The sequence below is a fragment of the Streptomyces paradoxus genome (genome assembly GCF_014202475.1).
GTDB classification, from domain to species: Bacteria; Actinomycetota; Actinomycetes; order Streptomycetales; family Streptomycetaceae; genus Streptomyces; species Streptomyces paradoxus.
In genome coordinates this window covers 564,973-586,257 of sequence record NZ_JACHGV010000005.1, presented here as the reverse complement: position 1 = coordinate 586,257, position 21,285 = coordinate 564,973, and the positions used below count along the sequence as shown (strand labels likewise).

Genomic DNA, 21,285 nt, shown 5'->3' with positions numbered 1-21,285 from the left:
GCCCACACTATCGGCTGCGCAGCAAGCGGCCCGCCGCCTGTGGATAACCCACGGACGACGGGCCGTTCACGCAGAGGGTGGGGCGTCAGACGGCCGCCTTCTTCAGCCGGCGGCGCTCCCGCTCGGACAGGCCGCCCCAGATGCCGAACCGCTCGTCGTTGGCGAGGGCGTACTCGAGGCACTCGGAGCGGACCTCACAGGCGAGGCAGACCTTCTTGGCCTCCCTGGTCGAGCCGCCCTTCTCGGGGAAGAAGGACTCGGGGTCGGTCTGGGCGCACAGCGCGCGCTCCTGCCAGCCGAGTTCCTCGTCCGCGTCGTCGACCAGCAGTTGCTGCACCGTCTCGGTCATGTGCGCCCCTCGTCTGTCTTCGCGTCCCCGTGATCTAGCCGTTACCGATTCCGGCTGAACGACACGAGTGAAATTACAAGTGTGCTGCTCCGGGCGAGTCAAGCCGAGATCTGCTATTGAGCCCCTTATTCACTCTGCGGAACCAAGCCCATGCGGAAAGTGTTCAAATCACCATAAAACCTGACACACAGACGGAGCCCCTGAGGGCTCACACCTTCCGACGGACCCCTCGCAGACCTGTACGGAGAAGGACGCCCAGGAGTTCGATCTCGTTCCGACACGCACGTCGAAGCGAAACGGATCACAGTCGGATCACGACTACGCAACGGGGTTTGTGCGCCCGGTTGGACGCCATGTGTCCCGGGCGGGCCATGAACAAACCTTTCATCTGAGCGATCGACCGGATGAGGTGAACCACATCCCACATACCGGGTGTCGAGTTGACAGTGAAGGTGTGAACCGGTGTCCTTGTGGGCATGCTCGCGAACTTGGCACCCACGTCGACCCGCACCGCCGGGTCCCACGGTGCTGCCCGCGCTCGCTGTAGCTGTTGCTGTCCCAGCTGTTGAGCCACACCCGCTCCAGCTGAAGGCCGAGCCACCCGTACCTCGGCTCCCGTTCCCCTCTGACCTTCCTTCACTGAGGAACCACGCACCCCATGAACAGCGACAGCGACCTCCAGATCGCCGGCGACATCCTCGAAGTCACGCACCTCCTCCAGACCCCCCGCGAGCACCCGGCCACCGTCGCCGAGTTCGTCGGACTGGCCCGCTCCCTCGCCGAGGACCGCTCCCAGTGGGAACACCTCGTCCGCTACGACGCCACCAGCCGCTGGTACCACCGGCTGCGCACCGGACCGGGCTACGAGGTGTGGCTGCTGTCCTGGGTGCCCGGGCAGGGCAGCGGGCTGCACGACCACGGCCGCTCCTCCGGTGTGCTGACCGTCCTGGACGGCACCCTGACCGAGCGCACGGAGCGGGGCACGCGCGCCTTGCGGGCGGGCGCGCAGCGCGTGTTCGCGCCGGGGTACGTACACGAAGTCGTCAACGACGCGCTGGAGCCGGCCGTGAGCCTGCACGTCTACTACCCGGGCCTCACCGAGATGCCGATGCACACGGCCCCGCACTGCGAGGCCCGGGCCGTCCCGGGCGCCCTGACTGCCTGACCCGGATGTCGTAGCCGCCTGCAAGACTGTCGCCCATGCGCATTGTGGTTCTGGCAGGCGGCATCGGCGGTGCCCGGTTCCTGCGTGGTCTGAAGCGGGCCGTCCCGGACGCGGACATCACGGTCATCGGCAACACCGGGGACGACATCCACCTCTTCGGGCTGAAGGTCTGCCCGGACCTCGACACGGTGATGTACACGCTCGGCGGCGGCATCAACGAGGAGCAGGGCTGGGGGCGCGCCGACGAGACCTTCCACCTGAAGGAGGAGCTCGCGGCGTACGGAGTCGGGCCCGAGTGGTTCGGTCTCGGCGACCGGGACTTCGCCACCCACATCGTGCGGACGCAGATGATCGGCGCCGGGTACCCGCTGAGCGCGGTGACGCAGGCGCTGTGCGACCGCTGGAAGCCGGGTGTCCGGCTGATCCCCATGTCCGACGACCGCGTCGAGACGCATGTGGCCGTCGAGATCGACGGTGAGACCAAGGCGATCCACTTCCAGGAGTACTGGGTGCGGCTGCGCGCCTCGGTGCCCGCCCGGGCGGTCGTGCCGGTCGGCGCCGACCAGGCGAAGCCCGCGCCGGGCGTCCTGGAGGCCATCGCCGAGGCGGACGTGATCCTCTTCCCGCCGTCCAACCCGGTCGTGTCGATCGGCACGATCCTCGCCGTGCCCGGCATCCGGGAGGCGATCGCCGACGCCGGGGTGCCGGTCGTCGGCCTCTCCCCCATCGTCGGAGACGCGCCCGTGCGGGGCATGGCCGACAAGGTCCTCGCCGCCGTGGGCGTGGAGTCGACCGCGACGGCGGTGGCCGAGCACTACGGCTCGGGCCTGCTGGACGGCTGGCTCGTGGACTCGGTGGACGCCGCGGCGGTGGAACGGGTCGAGGCGGCCGGGATCCGCTGCCGGGCCGTGCCGCTGATGATGAGCGACGCCGACGCGACCACGCGGATGGCCCAGGAGGCACTGGCGCTGGCCGAGGAGGTGCGGGGGGCGTGAGCGGTGAGACGCAGGGAGCCGCCGGCTACCGGGTGTGGGCCCTGGGCGGGATACCGGAGGTCACGGCCGGGGACGACCTGGCCAAGCTGATCGCTGACGCCGAGCCCGGCCTGGCCGACGGGGACGTGCTGCTCGTCACCTCGAAGATCGTGTCCAAGGCGGAGGGCCGGATCGTGCGGGCCGCCGACCGGGAGGCCGCGATCGACGCGGAGACGGTCCGGGTCGTGGCCCGGCGCGGCGCCCTGCGGATCGTGGAGAACCGGCAGGGCCTGGTCATGGCCGCCGCCGGGGTCGACGCGTCCAACACCCCGTCCGGCACGGTGCTGTTGCTGCCCGAGGACCCGGACGCCTCCGCCCGCGCCATCCGCGACGGACTGCGCGACACCCTCGGCGTCGACATCGGCGTCGTCGTCACCGACACCTTCGGCCGGCCCTGGCGCGCAGGGCTCACCGACGTCGCGATCGGGGCCGCCGGAGTGCGCGTGCTCGACGATCTGCGCGGCGGCACGGACGCGCACGGCAATCCGCTCAGCGCCACCGTCGTCGCCACGGCCGACGAACTCGCCGCCGCGGGCGACCTGGTCAAGGGCAAGGCCGCGGGGCGGCCCGTCGCCGTGGTGCGCGGGCTCGCGCACCTGGTCGCGCGGGAAGACGACGGCGAGGGAGCGCGGGCCATGGTCCGCGGCGCGCGGGACGACATGTTCCGCCTCGGCACCTCGGAGGCGGTACGGCTGGCCGTGACCCAGCGGCGCACGGTCCGGTCCTTCACGGACGAGCCCGTCGACGCGGGTGCCGTACGGCGGGCCGTGGCCGCGGCCGTGACCGCCCCGGCGCCGCACCACACCACGCCGTGGCGGTTCGTGCTGCTGGAGTCGCAGGAGTCGCGCACACGGCTGCTCGACGCCATGCGGGACGCGTGGATCGCCGATCTGCGGCGGGACGGCAAGAGCGAGGAGTCCATCGCCAAGCGGGTCCGGCGCGGGGACGTGCTGCGCAACGCGCCCTACCTCGTCGTCCCCTGCCTGGTCATGGACGGCTCCCACACGTACGGCGACCTGCGGCGGGACGGCGCCGAGCGGGAGATGTTCGTGGTCGCCGCCGGGGCCGGCGTGCAGAACTTCCTGGTCGCGCTGGCCGGGGAGCGGCTGGGTTCGGCATGGGTGTCGTCGACGATGTTCTGCCGGGAGGTGGTGCGCGAGGTGCTGGACCTGCCCGCGGACTGGGACCCGATGGGGGCGGTGGCGGTCGGGCATCCGGCGGAGGAACCGCGGGCACGGCCCGGGCGGGACGCGGGGGCGTTCATCGAGGTGCGGTGAATCGAGGTGCGGTGACAGGTGCCGGGCGGCGCCTACGCTCGTAGGGCTGCTCCTCTCAAGGACTCCAGGGACGTCATTCATGGCAGGACGGTTCGCTCCGCGGCCCACGCGTACGACGGTGCGCGGAGGGCATGTCGCGGTACCCCCGGGTGTGCCCCGGCAGGCGACGGGGCCGGGGCGGGTGCGCGCGTGGGTGCCGGACGGGCCGCTGGATCTCGGCCTGGTGCTCGGGCCGCTGCGGCGCGGGCCCGGCGATCCGACGTTCCGGGCGACTCCGGACGGGTCCGTGTGGCGGACCAGCCTCACTCCGGCCGGGCCGGGGACGCTACGGGTGTGCGCCTACGGCGGTGGGGTGCGCGGGGAGGCCTGGGGGCCCGGGGCGGAGTGGCTGCTGGAGGGGTTGCCGGAGCTGCTCGGGGCCGCGGACGACCCGTCGGCGTTCGTGCCGCGGCACCGGCTGCTGGCGTCGGCCCGGCACCGGCGGCCGGGGTTGCGGCTGACGCGCAGCGGGCTCGTGCTGGAGTCGCTGATCCCGTCGATCCTGGAGCAGAAGGTCACGACGGACGAGGCGTACCGGGCGTGGCGGCTGCTGGTGCGGAAGTTCGGGGAACCGGCGCCGGGGCCCGCACCCGCGCGGATGTACGTGATGCCGGCGCCCCGGACGTGGGCGCTGATCCCGTCGTGGGAGTGGCATCGGGCCGGGGTCGACAACAAGCGGGCGTCGACGATCCTGCGTGCGGTGCGGGTCGCCGCGCGGCTGGAGCAGGCGGTGGGGATGGAGCCCGGGGCGGCCCGGGCGCGGCTGGAGCTGGTGCCGGGGGTCGGACCGTGGACCTCTGCGGAGACGGTGCAGCGCAGTCATGGGGCGGCGGACGAGGTGACGGTGGGGGATCTCCATCTGCCCGGGATCGTGGGGTGGGCGCTGGCCGGGGACCGGGACGCGGACGATGCGGCGATGCTGGAGTTGCTGGAGCCGTATGCGGGGCAGCGGCATCGGGCGGCTCGGCTGATCCTGCTGAGCGGGAGGGTGCCGGCGCGGCGGGCGCCGAAGATGCCTCGGTGGGATATCGGCCAGTTGTGAAGTGTCGGGGTTGAGGTGCTCGGCGTTGACCGGGGGACGGTGCTGTGGGCTTCGGGTGCTCGGCGTCGGTGCTGAGGGCGGGTGGGTCCGCAACCCGGCGGAGCGGGGTCCCCCCAGCTCTCGACTTCGCTCGAGCAGGGGGACCCCCACGCCCACCCGTGCCGCCCCTAGCAGCACGCATGCCCGCAGCGGACCCCGTCCCGTCCTACTGGTCCGAAGAGAAGCGGACCGCTCCCGCCGGGATGCGGGCGTCGCACCATATGCGGGCGCCCTCCAGGAGTTCGTTGTCGGGGCCGATCACCGCGCCGTCGCCTATGACCGTGCCCGTGAGGACCGAGCGTTGGCCGACGCGGGCCCGGGTGCCGATCAGGGAGTCGGTGATGACCGCGCCCGGTTCGATGACCGCGCCGGGCAGGATCGTGCTGCCGAAGATCCGCGCGCCCTCCGCCACGAACGCGCCCTCGCCCACCACCGTGCCGCCCGACAGCTTGGCGTCGGAGGCGACCTGGGCCGTCGGCAGGACCAGGCGGTCGCCGCAGCGGCCGGGGACCGCGGGCGACGGGGCCCGGCCCAGGACCAGGTCCGCCGAGCCCCGGACGAAGGCCGCCGGGGTGCCCAGGTCCAGCCAGTACGTCGAGTCGACCATGCCCTGGAGGTGGGCGCCGGCCGACAGCAGGCCCGGGAAGGTCTCGCGTTCCACCGACACCGGCCTGCCGAGCGGGATCGCGTCGATGACCGAGCGGCGGAAGACATACGCCCCCGCGTTGATCTGGTCGGTGACGATCTCCTCGGGGGTCTGCGGCTTCTCCAGGAACGCCAGGACCCTGCCCGTGTCGTCCGTCGGGACCAGGCCGTAGGCGCGCGGGTCGGTGACCTTGGTGAGGTGCAGCGAGACGTCCGCGCCCGTGGTCTCGTGGGTGTCGACCAGGGCCCGGATGTCCAGCCCCGTCAGGATGTCCCCGTTGAAGATCAGGACTGGGTCGTCGGGGCCGGAGTGCAGCCGTGAGGCCACGTTGCGGATGGCGCCGCCCGTGCCGAGCGGCTCCTCCTCGGTGACGTATTCGAGGTGGAGCCCCAGCGCCGAACCGTCACCGAAGTACGGCTCGAAGACCTCGGCCAGATAGGACGTGGCCAGGACGATGTGCTCGACACCGGCCGCTCTCGCTCTCGCCAGCTGGTGCGTGAGGAAGGGCACCCCGGCCGCCGGGACCATGGGCTTGGGCGTGTGCACCGTGAGCGGGCGCAGCCGCGTGCCCTTGCCGCCGACCAGGAGGATCGCTTCTGTCACGTGTCGTCTCTGCTTCCTGCCGGGACCGGCCGAACTGTCTTTCGGCCGGTCAGTGTATGCAGACCGTTCCGTGGCGCCTTCGCTGGCCGTGCGGCATTACGTCCCATGCCCCCGCATGCCCCCCGACGGCGGTCGAACGTGTACTCAGCGGCCCTGGTAGCGGGCCGCCTTGGAGCGGGCCGAGCCGAGTTCTCCGTAGAGCTTGCGTCCCGGGCACTCGGTCGCGAAGCCGTCCCGGTGCCCCGAGATCACGTTCAGCCGTACCTTCTTACCCTTCCGGTAGAGATTGCTGCCGGCCGACTTCAGGTACGTCTTTCCCTTCGGGTTCATCCGGTACAGCCCCAGCTTCCAGGCGGTCAGCCGGGCGATGGCCGTGACCGCCGACTTCGACGGCTTGGTGGCGCCGTACGACCCGAGGACGGCGATCCCCATGCTGTTGCTGTTGAAACCAAGCGTGTGTGCGCCGAGGACCGGTTTCGCCACGCCTCCGGCGCGGCCCTCGTAGATCTTTCCGCACTTGTCGATGAGGAAGTTGTAGCCGATGTCCCGCCACCCCATGCTCTTGACGTGGTAGCGGTAGATACTGCGGATGAGTGACGGGACTTGCGAGCAGCGGTAGTTGTTGCCGCTGGCCGTGTGGTGCACGAAGGCCGCCTTGACCTTCTTCGTGTACCGGAAGCCGCTCTCCCGCAACCCCTCGTTCGCCCCCCAGCCGCGCCGCGTGACGATACCCGGGCGCGGGCCGACGTAGGGCTTGGCCTGCCGCTGCCGCTCCGTCAGCCCGTCGGGGTCGAGGGCGAAGTACTCCTGCTCGGTCTCGGCGTGGCTCAGTGCGGCGATCTCGGTGGCGCCGAGGGGGGCGAGGTCGGCGTTGGCGGCAAAGGCCTCGGTGAGGGCGGACGCCTCGGCGTTCAGGCCGCCGGTGCGGGGGGCGTCCGCGGCGGCGCCGTGGAGTTGGTCGCCGTCCTCTCCGTCCTCGCCGGGGTCGACGAGTTCGAGGCGGAGGCCCGAGGGCAGCGGGGGGGTCGCGGGCAGTTTGCGGGCGCCCGGGGTCGGCTCGGCGGAGTCCGCCGCCGGGTGGCCGGACTCGGAGCGGACCCGGAGTTCCACGCCGTCGGAGTCGCCCACCCACAGCGGGGCCGTGGCACCGCGGACGCGGCCCGAGGCTCTCTCGGCGGTGTCCGGGTCGGCGGCGTGGTCGGCGTTGTGGGTCTCCACGTCCTGCCAGCCCGACCAGATGCCGGTGCCGGCGGCGCGGGTGCGGACCTGGACGCGGCCGTTCAGTTCGGCTTCGGGGTCGTCCCAGACGACGCCCACGAGCGAGAAATGGCGTACGGCCCGGCGGGGCAGGCCCTGCTCGGCGGAGGAGGCGGAGGGGGTGGCTCGGTCGCGGGTGAGGGGTTCGAGAGGGAGGGACTGGGTGCTGCCGGCGGCGTACGGCTCGGCCGCCCGCCGGCCGGACGGGGCCGTGACCGGGGTACCCGCGAGGGGTACGGGTCTCGCCGTCGGCGCGGCTTCCGTGGACGGCACCGGTCTCGCCGTTGCCGCGAGGGCGGGAGGGGTGAGGGGAAGGGCCAGAGCGGCCGCACAGGTGACACCGATCGAGGAAGCAAGGAATCCACGCATGCCCCTGATCTTGGACATAGTCATACAAGTCTGTCCATTTGGTATTTGACGGACTGTCGGCCGGGTTCGGCCGAACCGGTGGCGGATGCCCGGCGGGGCGGTGGCCGGGCCGTTGGGCGCAGGGTCGTGCGCCGCGTACGCTTGCGCGGATGAACGCCACCGATCGCACCCCTGCCGACCTGCTGGGTTCCGCGCTCGCCGCGGATCCGGGACGTCCCCTGGTGACCTTCTACGACGACGCCACGGGCGAGCGTGTCGAACTGTCCGTGGCCACCTTCGCCAATTGGGTGGCCAAGACCGCCAACCTCCTCCAGGACGAGCTGTCCGTCGAGCCCGGCGACCGGGTGGCGCTGCTGCTGCCCGCGCACTGGCAGACGGCGGTGTGGCTGCTGGCGTGCGCGTCGGTGGGCGTTGTCGCGGACGTGTCCCGGGATGCCCGGGCGGCCGATGTCGTGGTGAGCGGGCCGGACCGGCTGGAGGAGGCGCGGGCCTGCTCCGGCGCGCGGATCGCGATGGCGCTGCGGCCGCTCGGCGGGCGGTTCCCGCAGGTTCCCGAGGGGTTCACCGACTACGCGGTGGAAGTCCCGGGGCAGGGTGACCGGTTCGTGCCGTACGCGCCCGTGGACCCGGAGGGGCCCGCGCTGATCGTGGCCGGGCGGGAGTTCAGCGGGGCCCAGGTGGTCGAGCGGGCCCGGGCCGAGGCGACGGGTCTTGGCCTGACCGGGCCGGGGTCGCGGATCCTGTCGGGACTGCCGTACGACACGTGGGACGGGCTGAACGCGGGGCTGTACGGCCCCCTGGCCACGGGCGGTTCCGTGGTGCTGTGCCGGCATCTGGAGCAGGCCGGGGAGGGCGTGCTGGACAAGCGGGTGGAGAGCGAGCGGGTCACGACGATCGCCCGCGGCACCTCGGGCCGGTAGCCGGGCCCCTCCCCCGTACGGCCCATCCCCACCCACCCCCCGCCCTCCGTTCGCGCCATGGTCGTAGGAGCAGTGCGCGCGGGGCGTTCCTACGTCAGGAGGGGTGGTTGCTTCCGTGGGCTACAGGGTCGGTCCGGGCGCAGGGGCGTCCGCCAGCGGGCGGGGGCTCGTGCGGCGGCGCCGGCGGCGGTGGGTGCGGATCACGGCGTTCGGGGTCACCGGTGTCCTCATGGCCGCCGGCGGGGTCGGCTGGGCCGTGTACGCGAAGCTCAGCGGGAACATCACCCCCGACGAGGCGGCCGCCGCCGAGCTCGCCCGCTACGACAGGGAGCGGCCCACTTCCCTGGTCAAGGACGCCCGGAACATCCTGCTGATCGGGTCGGACTCGCGCGAGGGCACCGACAACGCCCGTTACGGGCGGGACTCCGGCACCGAGCGGTCCGACACCACGATCCTGCTGCATCTGTCCGCCGGCCGGGACAACGCCACCGCCGTCTCCATCCCCCGGGACCTGATGGTGAACCTGCCGGCCTGCCGGCGTCCGGACGGGTCCCGCAGCGTGCCCCGGTTCGCCATGTTCAACCAGGCCTTCCAGCTCGGCGGCTCGGCCTGCACCATCCGCACCGTGGAGAAGCTGACCGACATCCGCGTCGACCATCACGTCGTCGTCGACTTCCACGGCTTCAAGGAGATGGTCGACGCGGTCGACGGCGTCGAGGTGTGCCTGCGGCAGCCGATCAACGACCGGGCCGCCAAGCTGCGGCTGCCCGCCGGGCGCGTGACGCTGAACGGCGAGCAGGCCCTCGGCTACGTGCGCGCCCGCAAGACCCTGGGCGACGGCAGCGACACCGAGCGGATGGAGCGCCAGCAGCGATTCCTCGGGGCACTCGTCAACAAGGTGCGCAGTAATGACGTCCTGCTGAATCCGGCGAAGCTGTATCCCGTGCTGGACGCCGCCACCTCGTCCCTCACCACCGACCCGGAACTGGCCAGCTTGCGTGGTTTGTACGCACTCGTGCGCGGCCTGCGCGACATCCCCATGGAACAAGTGCAATTCCTGACCGTCCCCCGGGAGTCGTATGCCTACGACGCCAATCGCGACCAACTCGTGGAGCCCGCCGCAAAGCGGCTGTTCGAGCGGCTGCGTACGGACACACCGGTGGTCGTGGAGGACAACGGCCCCCGTGAGGGGGCGTACGGGGATTCGTATCCGGGTCCCTTTCACGAGCCCACCGTCACCGTTTCTCCTCCACCGACGTTTCGGGGGAACACGGCAGCCGAGGACACCTGTGGGTAAAGCGGGCACCAAGGCAGCGCCAAGGCAATGAACTCTTCACCAGGGAAATGGGCGAATTGCCCAGCTGTAGGGACGTGCAATGGGTCACCGTCGTCGCTCGGCACCGAAAGGGACGGTTAGTGTGAGCGATCCGGTGCGCCCGGCTCTGAGGGAAGGTCCCAGGTCGCGCACTGTGTGACCGAGACCCGGGCGCCTTGCAGGGGGGAAGGCGCCGCGTGCCCCGACGGAGGAAACAGGCAACCGTGGACGCGCAAGGCCGTGGGCGGGCGGACGACATCGATCCCGCAGACCAGTGGGTGCTCAACCCGGACACCGGTGAATACGAACTGCGACTGGGGACTTCCGCGCCGCGGTCGGGTGTCCCCTCGCCCCGCAAGCCACGGCCCTCCGAGGCGGCCCCGCCGGCCCGTAGCCGCAACGAGGCGCCCGGCCGGTCCCGCCCCGAGACGCCCGGGCGTGCGGTGCCGTCGCCGCGCAGGCGCCGCGGGGCGCCGCAGGAGCCGCTGCCGGGGCGGCGCGGACGGCGCCCCGGCAAGAAGGCCTCCAAGGGCCGGAAGGTCCTGCTGTGGACCGGCGGCGCGATGGCGTTCGTCCTGGTCGCCGGGGCGGGTGGCGCGTACTTCTACATCGAGCACCTGAACGACAACATCGCATCCGTCTCCGACGACGGCGCGAGCACCGGTGGCTTCAGCAAGGACAAGGCGATCAACATCCTGCTGATCGGCACCGACAAGCGCACCGGCAAGGGCAACGGCAGCTACGGCGACGCGGGCAGTGTCGGGCACGCCGACACCACGATCCTGCTGCACGTCTCCAAGGACCGTTCGAACGCGACCGCGCTGAGCATCCCGCGCGACCTGGTCGTCGACGTGCCGGACTGCCCGACGACACAGGAGGACGGCACGCAGAAGATCATCCCCGGCACGCAGCAGGTCCGCTTCAACACGAGCCTCGGCCAGGACGGCCGTACGCCCAGCTGCACGATGCGGACCGTGACCGAGCTGACCGGCGTCAAGCCCGACAACTTCATGGTCGCGGACTTCAACGCGGTCAAGACGCTGACCAGCGCGGTGGGCGGGGTCGAGGTCTGTGTGGGCAAGGACCTCGACGACCCGGACTCGCACCTGAAGCTGTCCAAGGGCATGCACACCATCGAGGGCGAGCAGGCGCTGGCCTTCGTGCGCACCCGGCACGCCGTCGGTTTCGGCGGCGACCTGAGCCGGATCGGGCTGCAGCAGCAGTTCCTGAGTGCGCTGATGCGCAAGCTGAAGTCCAACGACACCCTCACCAGCCCGTCGAAGATGCTCGACCTGGCCGAGGCGGGCACGAAGGCGCTGACCGTCGACTCGCAGCTGGACAGCATAGGCAAGCTGAAGGACCTCGGCCTGGAGCTGGGCAAGCTCAACACCGAGAACCTGACCTTCACCACCATCCCGGTGATCGACAACCCGGCGGAGAAGGTCAAGGCCACGGTCGTGCTCAACGAGTCGACGGCCCCGCAGGTCTTCGACATGATCAGGAACGACGTCTCCTTCACCGCCGTCAAGGAGCGGAAGAAGAAGGAGGCCGCCGCGGTCGCCGCCCGGCTGAAGGGCACCAAAGCACCGGCCTCCGAGGTCCGGGTGCGGATCCTCAACGGCGGTGCCGTCGCCGGCAGTGCCCAGGAGACGCTGAGCTGGCTGCAGAACGAGGAGGGCGTGACCAAGTCGGAGAACGCCGGCAACGCGCCTGCCCCGCTGGCGAAGACGACCCTGGAGTACGCGCCCGACCAGGCCGACCAGGCCCGCCGCCTCGCCGACCTCATGGGTCTGTCCGGGGCGGCGATGAAGCCGGGCGAGAGCGTGACCAACGACCAGGGGCTGCCTGCGATGACGCTGACCCTCGGCAAGGACTTCGAAGGGGCGGGGGTCTCCCTCACCGCGCCCACCAAGGCACCGGAGGGAGTGCAGAAGTCCACCGCGGACAAGGTGGAGTGCGCCAAGTAACGCGCATTCACTTCGCGTTCGCCCACCTTCCTTCAAACAAATGGGTGGGATTGCCCAGTTGTGAGAACGTGCAATTTCTCACCCACGTCGCTTGACGCCGAAGTGTGCGGATAGTGTGTGCGATCCAGTGCTCTCACCCATGAGCTCCGTCCTGGGGGAGTGCACTGCTTGACCAGCAACGTGCGCCGTCCGGGGGAGGGCGCCGCGTGGCCCGACGGAGGAACAGGCAACCGTGGACGCGCAAGGCCGTGGGCGGGCGGACGACGTCGATCCCGCAGACCAGTGGGTACTCAACCCGAACACCGGCGAATACGAGCTGCGACTGGCCCCTTCCGCAGCGCAGTCGTCCGTACCCGGCCCACGCGGTTCCGGTGGCCGTGGCACGGCCGGTGCGGCAGGAGCCCGCCGGACCACCCCCGCCCGGCGTCCCGGGGCCACGGCACCCGGCGATGAGACCCCTGCCCCGCGCAGACGCGCCACCGCCCCGGCCGACGCGGCCGCGAGCCGGCGCGGACGCCGCCCGGCGCCGAAGAAGGCGAAGGGCAAGAAGGTCCTGATGTGGACCGGCGGCTCCCTGGCGTTCGTACTGATCGGGGCGAGCGGGGCCGCGTACCTCTACTACGAGCACCTCAACGGCAACATCACGTCCGTCTCCGACGACGGCGCCGGCACCGGCGGATTCAGCAAGGACCGCGCGATCAACATCCTGCTGGTCGGCACCGACAAGCGCACCGGCAAGGGCAACGAGGGCTACGGCGACAAGAACAGCGCCGGGCACGCGGACACCACGCTCGTCCTGCACGTCTCCAAGGACCGTACGAACGCGACAGTGCTGAGCATCCCGCGCGACCTGATCACCGACATCCCGGACTGTCCGACGACGCAGGAGGACGGCTCGGAGAAGGTCATCCCGGGCACGCAGCGCACCCGCTTCAACAACAGCCTCGGGCAGGAGGACCGCACGCCGAGCTGCACCATGCGCACGATCACCGAGCTCACGGGGCTGAAGATGGACCACTTCATGGTGGCCGACTTCAACGCGGTCAAGACGCTGACCAGCGCGGTGGGCGGGGTCGACGTCTGTCTGGCCAAGGACATCAAGGACCCCGACTCCAAGCTCGACCTGCCCAAGGGCGAGCACACCATCGAGGGCGAGGAGGCGCTGGCCTTCGTCCGCACCCGGCACTCCGTGGGCTTCGGCGGTGACCTGAGCCGGATCGAGCTGCAACAGCAGTTCCTGGGCTCGATGCTGCGCAAGCTGAAGTCCAACGACACCCTCACCAGCCCGTCCAAGATGATCAAGCTGGCGGAGGCGGGCACCAAGGCGCTGACCGTCGACTCCCAGATCAGCACAATCAAGAAGCTGGCCGATCTCGGGGCAGAACTGGGCAAGTTCGACACCAAGAACCTCACGTTCGCCACCGTGCCCGTCGTCGACAACCCGGCGGAGAAGGTCAAGGCCACGGTGGTCCTGAAGGAGCCGCAGGCCCAGCAGCTGTTCGCGATGGTCCGCGACGACGTGTCGCTGAGTGACGTGAAGCAGCAGAAGAAGAAGGAGAAGGCCGCCGAGGCCGCCCGGCTGAAGGGCACCAAGGCACCGGCCTCCGAGGTGCGGGTGCGGATCCTCAACGGCGGTGCCGTCGCGGGCAGCGCCCAGGAGACCCTCAGCTGGCTGCAGGTCCAGGAGGGCGTGACCAAGTCCGAGAACGCGGGCAACGCCGAACAGCCCCTGGCCAAAACCACGCTGGAGTACGGGCCCGACGAGGCGGACCAGGCACGCCGGCTCGCGGAGATCATGGGCCTGTCCGGGGCCGCGCTCAAGCCGGGCAAGAGCGTGACCAACTCCCAGGGCGTGCCCGCGATGACCCTGACCCTCGGCAAGGACTTCGAGGGCGCGGGCGTGCCGCTCACCACTCCGGCGAAGGTGCCGGAGGACGTGCAGAAGGCCACGGCCGACAAGGTCGAGTGCGCGAAGTGACCTGACCGTCCCGTCCTGCGTCTAACAGGCGGACGGAGCATGCCCGGACGAATCGGCCGGGTGTACATCCGACCGGGCATGTCAGTGGTCCAACCAGTAGCGGGGACGGCCGTGCGCCGCGGAACACCGGGGGAACCCGTGTTCCGGGCGGGCACGGGGCGCCCGCGATCCGAACGACGCGGGGCGGACCCGTGGGTCGGCCGTAGGGGTGGGGAGGCAGGGGCATGGCGCAGAGTGACGTGCGCGGCGGCAGCACCCGGCGCGAGCCGGGCGGCGGCCTGGCCCAGGACGAACGTCCGGGGACGGGGGCGTCCACCGCGGGCGGGGACGCGGGAGGCGGGGGCGGCCAGGGCCGTCGGCGCGGGCGGCGGCGCGGCGGCGGACGCCGGATAGTGCGCTGGTTCGCGCTCGTGCTGTCCGTACTGATACTCGGGACGGCCGGTGCCGGATACCTCTACTACCGCCACCTCAACGGCAACATCGACAAGGGCAAACGCAACAGCGGCGAGTCCGACGTCGAGAAGACCGGGCCCAACGCGGCGGGCCAGACCCCGCTGAACATCCTGCTGATCGGTTCCGACAGCCGGAACTCCGCGGAGAACGTCAAGCTCGGCGGCAGCAGGGACAACGTCGGCAGCAAGCCCCTGGCGGACGTGCAGATGCTCCTGCACGTCTCGGCGGACCGCGAGAGCGCGTCCGTGGTGAGCATCCCTCGGGACACCCGGGTGGACATCCCCAAGTGTGTCGACCCCGACACCGGGGAGACCTACCCGGCCAAGAACACGATCATCAACGAGACGCTCCAGCGCGGCGGCCCGGGCTGCACGCTGGCCACCTGGCAGAACCTGACCGGCGTGTACATCGACCACTGGATGATGGTCGACTTCGCCGGAGTGGTGGACATGGCGGACGCCATCGGCGGTGTCCCGGTCTGCGTCAACCAGAACGTGTGGGACCGGCCGCTGCCCGGCCAGGGCGGCGGCTCCGGACTGAAGCTGAAGGCCGGCACGCACAAGGTGCAGGGCAAGGAGGCGCTGCAGTGGCTGCGCACCCGCCACGCCTGGGGCAGTGACCCGCTGCGCGCCAAGGCGCAGCACATGTACATGAACGCGATGATCCGGACGCTGAAGGAGCAGAACGTCTTCACCGACACGGGCCGTCTGATGGGCCTGGCCGAGGCGGGCACGAAGGCGCTGAAGGTGTCCGAGGAGATCGGCACGGTCAAGGAGCTGTACGACGTCGGCATGCAGCTGAAGTCGGTCCCGACGAACCGCATCACGATGACGACGATGCCGTGGATCGAGGACCCCCTGGACCGCAACCACCTGGTGCCCAAGCCGGGGGACGCCGACAAGATGTGGGCGATGCTGCGCGACGACGTCTCCTTCGACAAGGGCGGCAAGGCGCGCGCGGCCACCGCCTCGGGCCCGTCCCCGGCCTCGGTGCAGGCCACGGGTCCGGCCGCCGCGCCCGCCGCGGGGCTGTCGGTCACCGTCGTCAACGGGACGGCGAGCGACGAGCGGCCCGCCGTTCCGCAACGGGCCACCGCGATCGTGGCGGCGCTGCAGCAGGAGGGCTTCACCCAGGCCGTCGCCGCGAGCCGGCAGGATCCGCACGCCCGGACGCAGGTGACGTATCCGAGGAGCACGGGCGAGCAGGGCCGCGCCAACGCGCTGTCGGTGGCGGAAGCGGTAGGCATCCCGAGCAGCCAGGTGCGGGCCACGGACGATGTCACCACCACGCTGACGATCGGCAGCGACTGGCGGGAGGGCACGGCCTACCCGAAGCAGAAGGCTCCCGAGGCGGGCGATCTGCCCGACTCCGCGGACGCGCTGAGCGCGGACAAGACGGAGTGCATGGACGTGTACAAGCCCTACCGGTGGTGAACATCTGCGCGGCATGACAGAGGCACAGGGCCTCCGGCGGGTACAGCGGCCCCGGCTGCTGATCACCGCACACCGGCGTCCGCGCACGCCATGGGCCCCTCCCCGTCCGGGGAGGGGCCCATGGCCGCGTCGGGTCAGCTCGCGGCGGCGTCGGCGCGCACCGCGGGGCGCCGGGAAGCGATGACCTTCTTCGCCAGCGTCCGCGGGCTGGTCAGGAAGCCCCAGCCCCACGACATGTGCATCGTGGCCAGCGCCACGGGAATCTGCAGTCGCGCCTTCAGCGGCAGGCCCTTGCCCGCCGGGAGCGAGCCGAGCAGGATCGCCGCGAGATAACCGCCGGGCACCAGGAAGCCCCACGGGGTCAGCAGCGCGCCCACCAGGATCCCGGCCCCGATCGCGCACACGGCGGTCGGCGGGGCGAGGTAGCGCAGGTTGATCGAGCCCTCGTGGAAGCGGGCCACCACGTGCCGCCAGCGGCCGTAGTCCTTGTACTGCTTGGCGAGCGCCTTCACGCTCGGCCGCGGCCGGTACGACACCTTCAGCTCGGGCGAGAACCAGATCAGCCCGCCGGCCTCCCGGATGCGGAAGTTCAGCTCCCAGTCCTGGGCGCGGATGAACTCCACGTTGTAGCCGCCCTGCCGCTCCAGCGCCTCGCGCCGGAACACCCCCAGATAGACGGTCTCGGCCGGGCCCGCCTGACCACCGGTGTGGAAGGCGGCGTTGCCGACCCCGATCTTCGAGGTCATCGCGGCGGCGACCGCGTGCTCCCAGTCGTTCTCGCCCTCGGCGTGCATGATGCCGCCGACGTTCTGCGCGCCGGTCTCCTCCAGGAGCCGCACGGCGGTCGCGATGTAGTTCGGCGAGAGCATGCCGTGCCCGTCGACGCGGACGACGATCGGATGCCGGGAGGCGTTGATCGCCGCGTTCAGCGCCGCGGGCGTACGGCCGGTGGGGTTGGGGACGGTGTGGATGCGCGCGTCTTCTGCCACGAGCTCGGCGGCGATCTCGTCCGTGCGGTCCGTGGACGGACCGAGGGCGATCACGACCTCCATCTCGCCGGCGTACTCCTGCGCGAGGATCGCTTGGACTGCTCCCCGCAGATGCCGCTCCTCGTTGAGGACGGGCATGATCACGGAAACGGCGGGGTGCCGCACGTCGGGATTGGCGTTCATAGGGGGCTCACGTTACCGCGAACGGGGGACACCGGTGCGCGCCGCCGGGGCGGTGGCGCAGGCCGCAGATCGTATCGGCCTACGGTTTCACGGATCCCACGTACGGCCGTCGTCCCGGAGGTGCCCCATGCCCACGCCGCCGCGGTCCCCTCGGTCCACCGCCGCTCCCCGCCGCCCGCAGCCCCCCACCCCCCGCGGTGCTCCGCGCAGGCCGGCACCAGTCGCGCGGCGGCCGCGCTGGGGCATGCGGGCGGTCACCACGCTGTCCGTGGTGGTCCTCGCCTCCGCCGGCATCGGGCACGCGGTGATGACCAGCCTGGACGCGGACATCACCCGGGTCGACCCCTTCAAGGACATGAAGAACCGCCCGCAGGCGGGCCACGGCATGAACATCCTGCTGGTCGGCACCGACGGCCGAGAGAAGATCAGCAAGGCGGAGCGCCACAAGTACCGGCTGGGCGGGGCCCCCTGCCACTGCACCGACACGATCATGATCGTGCACATCTCCGGGGACCGGAAACGGGCGAGCGTGGTGAGCCTGCCGCGCGACTCGTACGCGGTGATGCCGGCGCACGTCGACCGGGTCTCGGGCAAGCGGCACCACGGGCACCCGGTCAAGCTGAACGCCGCGTACGCCGAGGGCGGGCCGCAGCTGACCGTCCGCACGGTCGAGAACATGACGAAGGTGAAGATCGACCACTACGTGGAGGTCGACTTCACCAGCTTCATGAAGACGGTGGACGTGGTCGGGGGCGTGCCGATCTGCACCGCCGATCCCCTGAAGGACAGCTACACCGGCCTGAACCTCCCGGCCGGGCGGCACACGCTCGCGGGCGGGCAGGCGCTCCAGTTCGTCCGCGCCCGCCACGTCGACGGGGCGTCCGACCTCGGCCGTATGAAGCGGCAGCAGCGCTTCATGGCGGCGCTCGTGGAACGGCTCACCTCGTCCGGGATCCTGCTCAACCCGATGAAGTTCCGGGACGTGACGCGGGCGGTACTCGGCTCGGTCCGGGCCGACAAGGGCTTCGGCACGGACGAGATGCTGGAGCTGGGCCGCGCCATGCGGAACTTCTCCCCCTCCTCCTCGGAGTTCACGACCGTTCCGATCGGGCGGATGGGCTACGCCGTGAAGGGCGTCGGCTCCACGCTGAAGTGGGACCCCGAGAAGTCCGAGCGGCTCTTCCACGCCCTGCGCCAGGACCAGCCGCTGTCGGTGCACCGGTCGCGCGGTGCGGCCCGGATCGTCCCGGTCGCCCCGCAGCAGATCCGCGTCCAGGTGGAGAACGGCACGCGCACGGCCGGCCTGGGCCGCCGGGTGGACGCGGCCCTGGCGTCGACCGGCTTCCGCACGACCAAGGCCCCGGTGAGCTCCGCCTCCCGCGATGTCAGGCGCACGATCGTCGCCCACGACCCCCGATGGGACCGCTCCGCGAAGTCCCTCGCGGCGGCTCTGCCGGGCAGTGAGCTCCGGGTGGTCAAGGGCCTGGGCCCGACCCTGAAGGTGATCGCCGGAGCGGACTTCGAACGCGTGCGGAAGGTGCGGGCCGAGGACCCGGGTCAGGGCGAGTTCGGGGTGGTGCAGGGCGACGAGGTGGCGTGCTCGTAGGCGCGCGTCAGTCCTCGAACCCCTCGGCCGCCCGCTTCTCCCGCAGGTCCATGATCGCCCGGCGCCGGGCCAGGCGGTGGGTGCGGCGGATCTGGGCCTCCTGATAGCGGCGCTTGTCGCGCTCGGTCTCCGGGAGGACCGGCGGGACCCGGCGGGGCTTGCCGTCGGCGTCGACGGCGGCGAAGACGAGGTACGCCGAGCCGACCTGCGTGGGCGGGGCGGACTCGTTCCAGCGTTCGGCCAGGACCCGGACGCCGACCTCCATGGACGTGCGGCCGGTCCAGTTCACCTGCGCCTTGACGTGCACCAGGTCACCGACGCGGACCGGCTCAAGGAACGCCATCTCGTCCATGGACGCGGTGACCGCCGGGCCGCCGGAGTGACGTCCGGCCACGGCTCCCGCCGCGTCGTCGACCAGCTTCATGATCACCCCGCCGTGCACGGTCCCCAGAAGGTTCGTGTCGTTGTGGGTCATGATGTGGCTGAGGGTGGTGCGGGACGCCGAAGTCGGCTTGCCCGGGATTTCCGGACTGCCGGAATCCGCAGCTGGGGCCTGGTCTGTCATGGCCCCTACCTTATGCCGACGCGGTATGAGGGGGATTTGTGTCAGCTTCGCCACAGCCGTGCTCTGATTTTCCGACGACTCTTGTATGGCGCACTACGTGGACCTGCACACTGGGGCGCATGAATGACTGGCCCGAGGGATTTTCCGGCGACAACCGCGGCAGCCGATACGGACGCGGCAGCTCGAGCGCGCAGCCCGAGAGCGCCCGTGTCATGCGGCAGGTCCGCCGCGGTCCGGCGGCATCGCCCGGGCAGGCGGGATACGGCGGCGCCCCGGCGTACGGCGGCGGAGTGCCCCCGCAGCCGTCGTACGTCGACGGCGGCGGCCACGGCGACCCGTACGACAGCGGCTACAACACCGGCCAGGTCTACGGCTCCCCCGGCGGCAGAGGCCCCGGCGGTCCGGGCGACGGCAGGTACGAGCCGCGGCCCGCGCCGAACTGGCGCCGCCGCATCAAGGTGACGGCCATCACGCTGGTGACGCTGCTGGTCGTGACGAGCGTCGGCACGTACTTCTGGGCCGACTCCAAGCTCAACCGCGACGTCGACCTGTCGAAGGTCATCGACCGTCCGGAGGCGGGCGAGGGCACGAACTACCTGATCGTCGGCTCCGACAGCCGCAAGGGCATGTCGGCCGAGGAGAAGAAGAAGCTGCACACCGGGTCCGCCGAGGGCAAGCGCACGGACTCGATGATGATCCTGCACACCGGCGGCGGCGCCCCGACCCTGATCTCGCTGCCCCGCGACTCGAACGTCACGATCCCGTCGTTCAAGGGCTCCGACTCCGGCAAGTTCTACCCGGGCACCGGCCGCCAGACGAAGCTGAACGCGGCCTACGCCGAGGACGGCCCGGAGCTGCTGGTCCGCACCGTGGAGGCCAACACGGGCCTGCGCATCGACCACTACGTGGAGATCGGTTTCGCCGGCTTCGCGAACATCGTGGACGCCGTCGGCGGCGTCGAGATGAACATCCCGCAGGACATCAAGGACACCAAGTCCGGCGCGGACCTCAAGAAGGGCGAGCAGACCCTCAACGGCGAGCAGGCCCTCGCCTTCGTCCGCACCCGCTACGCCCTCAAGGGCTCCGACCTGGACCGCACGAAGAACCAGCAGAAGTTCCTGTCGGCCCTGGCCAACCAGGTCGCCACCCCGGGCACGGTGCTGAACCCCTTCAAGCTGTACCCGACCATGAGCGCCGGCCTGGACACCCTCGTGGTCGACGAGGACATGAGCCTGTTCGACCTGGCGTCCATGTTCTGGGCGATGAAGGGCGTCAGCGGCGGCGAGGGCAAGTCGATGAACATGCCGATCGCGGGCAACTCCCCCAACGGCAATCTCCAGTGGAACACCGCGAAGGTGAAGACCCTGGTGAACGAGCTGAAGAACGACGAGCCGGTCACCGTCTCGGGCAACTGAGCGGGCAGACAGCACGAAGGGGGCACCCGGGCGGGTGCCCCCTTCGTCGTGAGGCGGTGCTCACATCGAGGCGGCCGACATCGAGCGGCACATCTCGGCACAGCGGCGGCATGCCTCGGCGCAGCGCATCATCTGCGCGTCCTCCGGCATGGACATACACGCCTCGGCGCACATGTCACAGGCCCGGGCGCACATCGCGCACATCTCGGCCATGAGGGGCGAGCGGCGCATCATCATGTCGGCGCACATGCGCGTCATCTCGGCGCAGTCCATGACCGTGCGCATGATCTGCATCTGGGCCGGACCGCCCATCTGCAGACAGGAGCTCATGGTCTCCTCGCACACGCTGTGGCAGGTCATGCACGCCTGGACGCAGTCCTGCATCTCCTGGCTCAGCGGCGTGGTGGTGGCTGGTTGCTGGGTCATGACGTCCTCCCGGGGAGGCGGGAGCCGCCGATCGGCGCCCGCTCCTCTCGTCCTACGCCTCCGGCCCCATGAGCACCACAGGGCGGAGCCGCCCGAGTGTGATCCGTTCCGTTTGTGAGGCACGACTCAGCGGGCCCTGCGTGAAAGCTCCGGCAGCGGCAAAAAGGGGTTGCAGGCGCGCCGGGGCCCGGCGCGCGCGAGGGCGGGGCGGCCGG

At 71.1% G+C, this 21,285-nt stretch carries 17 protein-coding genes; 11 read left to right on the top strand and 6 right to left on the bottom strand.

Features of this window, described 5'->3' with window-relative positions; all coding sequences use genetic code 11:
* Positions 1 to 85: 85 nt before the first annotated feature.
* Entirely contained in the window at positions 86 to 349 is a 264-nt protein-coding gene (locus HNR57_RS20305) for a WhiB family transcriptional regulator (protein ID WP_010034659.1), read from the bottom strand.
* A 658-nt stretch (positions 350 to 1,007) separates the two neighbouring features.
* Between HNR57_RS20305 and HNR57_RS20300 the strand changes: the two genes are divergently transcribed.
* The 4 genes from HNR57_RS20300 to HNR57_RS20285 all read left to right on the top strand — a co-directional run bounded on the left by HNR57_RS20300 (position 1,008) and on the right by HNR57_RS20285 (position 4,906).
* A complete protein-coding gene (locus HNR57_RS20300; protein WP_184561412.1) occupies positions 1,008 to 1,514 on the top strand; it encodes a cysteine dioxygenase in 507 nt (168 codons plus the stop codon).
* A 35-nt stretch (positions 1,515 to 1,549) separates the two neighbouring features.
* The gene (cofD, locus tag HNR57_RS20295; protein ID WP_184561411.1) at positions 1,550 to 2,509 is read left to right on the top strand and encodes a 2-phospho-L-lactate transferase; all 960 of its coding nucleotides are present in this window, start codon (positions 1,550 to 1,552) and stop codon (positions 2,507 to 2,509) included.
* Positions 2,506 to 3,825: a coenzyme F420-0:L-glutamate ligase gene (locus HNR57_RS20290; protein WP_184561410.1), complete on the top strand. Its 1,320-nt coding sequence runs from the start codon at positions 2,506 to 2,508 to the stop codon at positions 3,823 to 3,825. Before cofD ends, HNR57_RS20290 begins: the two co-directional genes overlap by 4 nt.
* A gap of 79 nt (positions 3,826 to 3,904) precedes the next feature.
* A complete protein-coding gene (locus HNR57_RS20285) occupies positions 3,905 to 4,906 on the top strand; it encodes a DNA-3-methyladenine glycosylase family protein (protein ID WP_184561409.1) in 1,002 nt (333 codons plus the stop codon).
* Between the two features lie 205 nt (positions 4,907 to 5,111).
* Here the strand turns inward: HNR57_RS20285 and manB are convergent, their stop codons facing one another.
* Together manB and HNR57_RS20275 are read right to left on the bottom strand one after the other, a co-directional pair.
* Positions 5,112 to 6,194 (bottom strand): mannose-1-phosphate guanylyltransferase, encoded by a 1,083-nt coding sequence (gene manB / locus HNR57_RS20280; RefSeq protein ID WP_184561408.1) that lies wholly within the window; start codon positions 6,192 to 6,194, stop codon positions 5,112 to 5,114.
* A gap of 144 nt (positions 6,195 to 6,338) precedes the next feature.
* Complete coding sequence (locus tag HNR57_RS20275) at positions 6,339 to 7,820, bottom strand: peptidoglycan recognition protein family protein (RefSeq protein WP_184561407.1); 1,482 nt, start codon at positions 7,818 to 7,820, stop codon at positions 6,339 to 6,341.
* Positions 7,821 to 7,969: 149 nt separating this feature from the next.
* On the opposite strand from HNR57_RS20275, the gene HNR57_RS20270 reads away from it, so the two are divergent.
* The 5 genes from HNR57_RS20270 to HNR57_RS20250 all read left to right on the top strand — a co-directional run bounded on the left by HNR57_RS20270 (position 7,970) and on the right by HNR57_RS20250 (position 15,886).
* Entirely contained in the window at positions 7,970 to 8,740 is a 771-nt protein-coding gene (locus HNR57_RS20270; protein WP_184561406.1) for a TIGR03089 family protein, read from the top strand.
* Positions 8,741 to 8,933: 193 nt separating this feature from the next.
* Positions 8,934 to 10,037 carry an LCP family protein gene (locus HNR57_RS20265; protein WP_313674186.1) on the top strand — a complete coding sequence of 368 codons (1,104 nt, stop codon included), beginning with the start codon at positions 8,934 to 8,936 and terminating at the stop codon, positions 10,035 to 10,037.
* A 242-nt stretch (positions 10,038 to 10,279) separates the two neighbouring features.
* Complete coding sequence (locus HNR57_RS20260; RefSeq protein ID WP_184561404.1) at positions 10,280 to 12,022, top strand: LCP family protein; 1,743 nt, start codon at positions 10,280 to 10,282, stop codon at positions 12,020 to 12,022.
* A gap of 232 nt (positions 12,023 to 12,254) precedes the next feature.
* The gene (locus tag HNR57_RS20255; RefSeq protein WP_184561403.1) at positions 12,255 to 14,000 is read left to right on the top strand and encodes an LCP family protein; all 1,746 of its coding nucleotides are present in this window, start codon (positions 12,255 to 12,257) and stop codon (positions 13,998 to 14,000) included.
* A 224-nt stretch (positions 14,001 to 14,224) separates the two neighbouring features.
* On the top strand, positions 14,225 to 15,886 hold the full coding sequence (locus HNR57_RS20250) for an LCP family protein (protein WP_184561402.1): 1,662 nt from the start codon (positions 14,225 to 14,227) through the stop codon (positions 15,884 to 15,886).
* 134 nt (positions 15,887 to 16,020) lie between these two features.
* Here the strand turns inward: HNR57_RS20250 and HNR57_RS20245 are convergent, their stop codons facing one another.
* On the bottom strand, positions 16,021 to 17,058 hold the full coding sequence (locus HNR57_RS20245) for a glycosyltransferase family 2 protein (protein WP_184561401.1): 1,038 nt from the start codon (positions 17,056 to 17,058) through the stop codon (positions 16,021 to 16,023).
* Positions 17,059 to 17,185: 127 nt separating this feature from the next.
* On the opposite strand from HNR57_RS20245, the gene HNR57_RS20240 reads away from it, so the two are divergent.
* A complete protein-coding gene (locus HNR57_RS20240; protein ID WP_184561400.1) occupies positions 17,186 to 18,664 on the top strand; it encodes an LCP family protein in 1,479 nt (492 codons plus the stop codon).
* Between the two features lie 7 nt (positions 18,665 to 18,671).
* Here HNR57_RS20240 and HNR57_RS20235 read toward each other — a convergent pair whose 3' ends face one another.
* The gene (locus HNR57_RS20235) at positions 18,672 to 19,229 is read right to left on the bottom strand and encodes an acyl-CoA thioesterase (RefSeq protein WP_184561399.1); all 558 of its coding nucleotides are present in this window, start codon (positions 19,227 to 19,229) and stop codon (positions 18,672 to 18,674) included.
* Between the two features lie 119 nt (positions 19,230 to 19,348).
* Here HNR57_RS20235 and HNR57_RS20230 point away from each other — a divergent pair, with 119 nt between their 5' ends.
* A complete protein-coding gene (locus tag HNR57_RS20230) occupies positions 19,349 to 20,644 on the top strand; it encodes an LCP family protein (protein ID WP_184561398.1) in 1,296 nt (431 codons plus the stop codon).
* 60 nt (positions 20,645 to 20,704) lie between these two features.
* Here HNR57_RS20230 and HNR57_RS20225 read toward each other — a convergent pair whose 3' ends face one another.
* Positions 20,705 to 21,070, bottom strand: coding sequence for a four-helix bundle copper-binding protein (locus HNR57_RS20225; protein ID WP_184561397.1), 366 nt, complete (start codon positions 21,068 to 21,070; stop codon positions 20,705 to 20,707).
* Positions 21,071 to 21,285 lie beyond the last annotated feature (215 nt).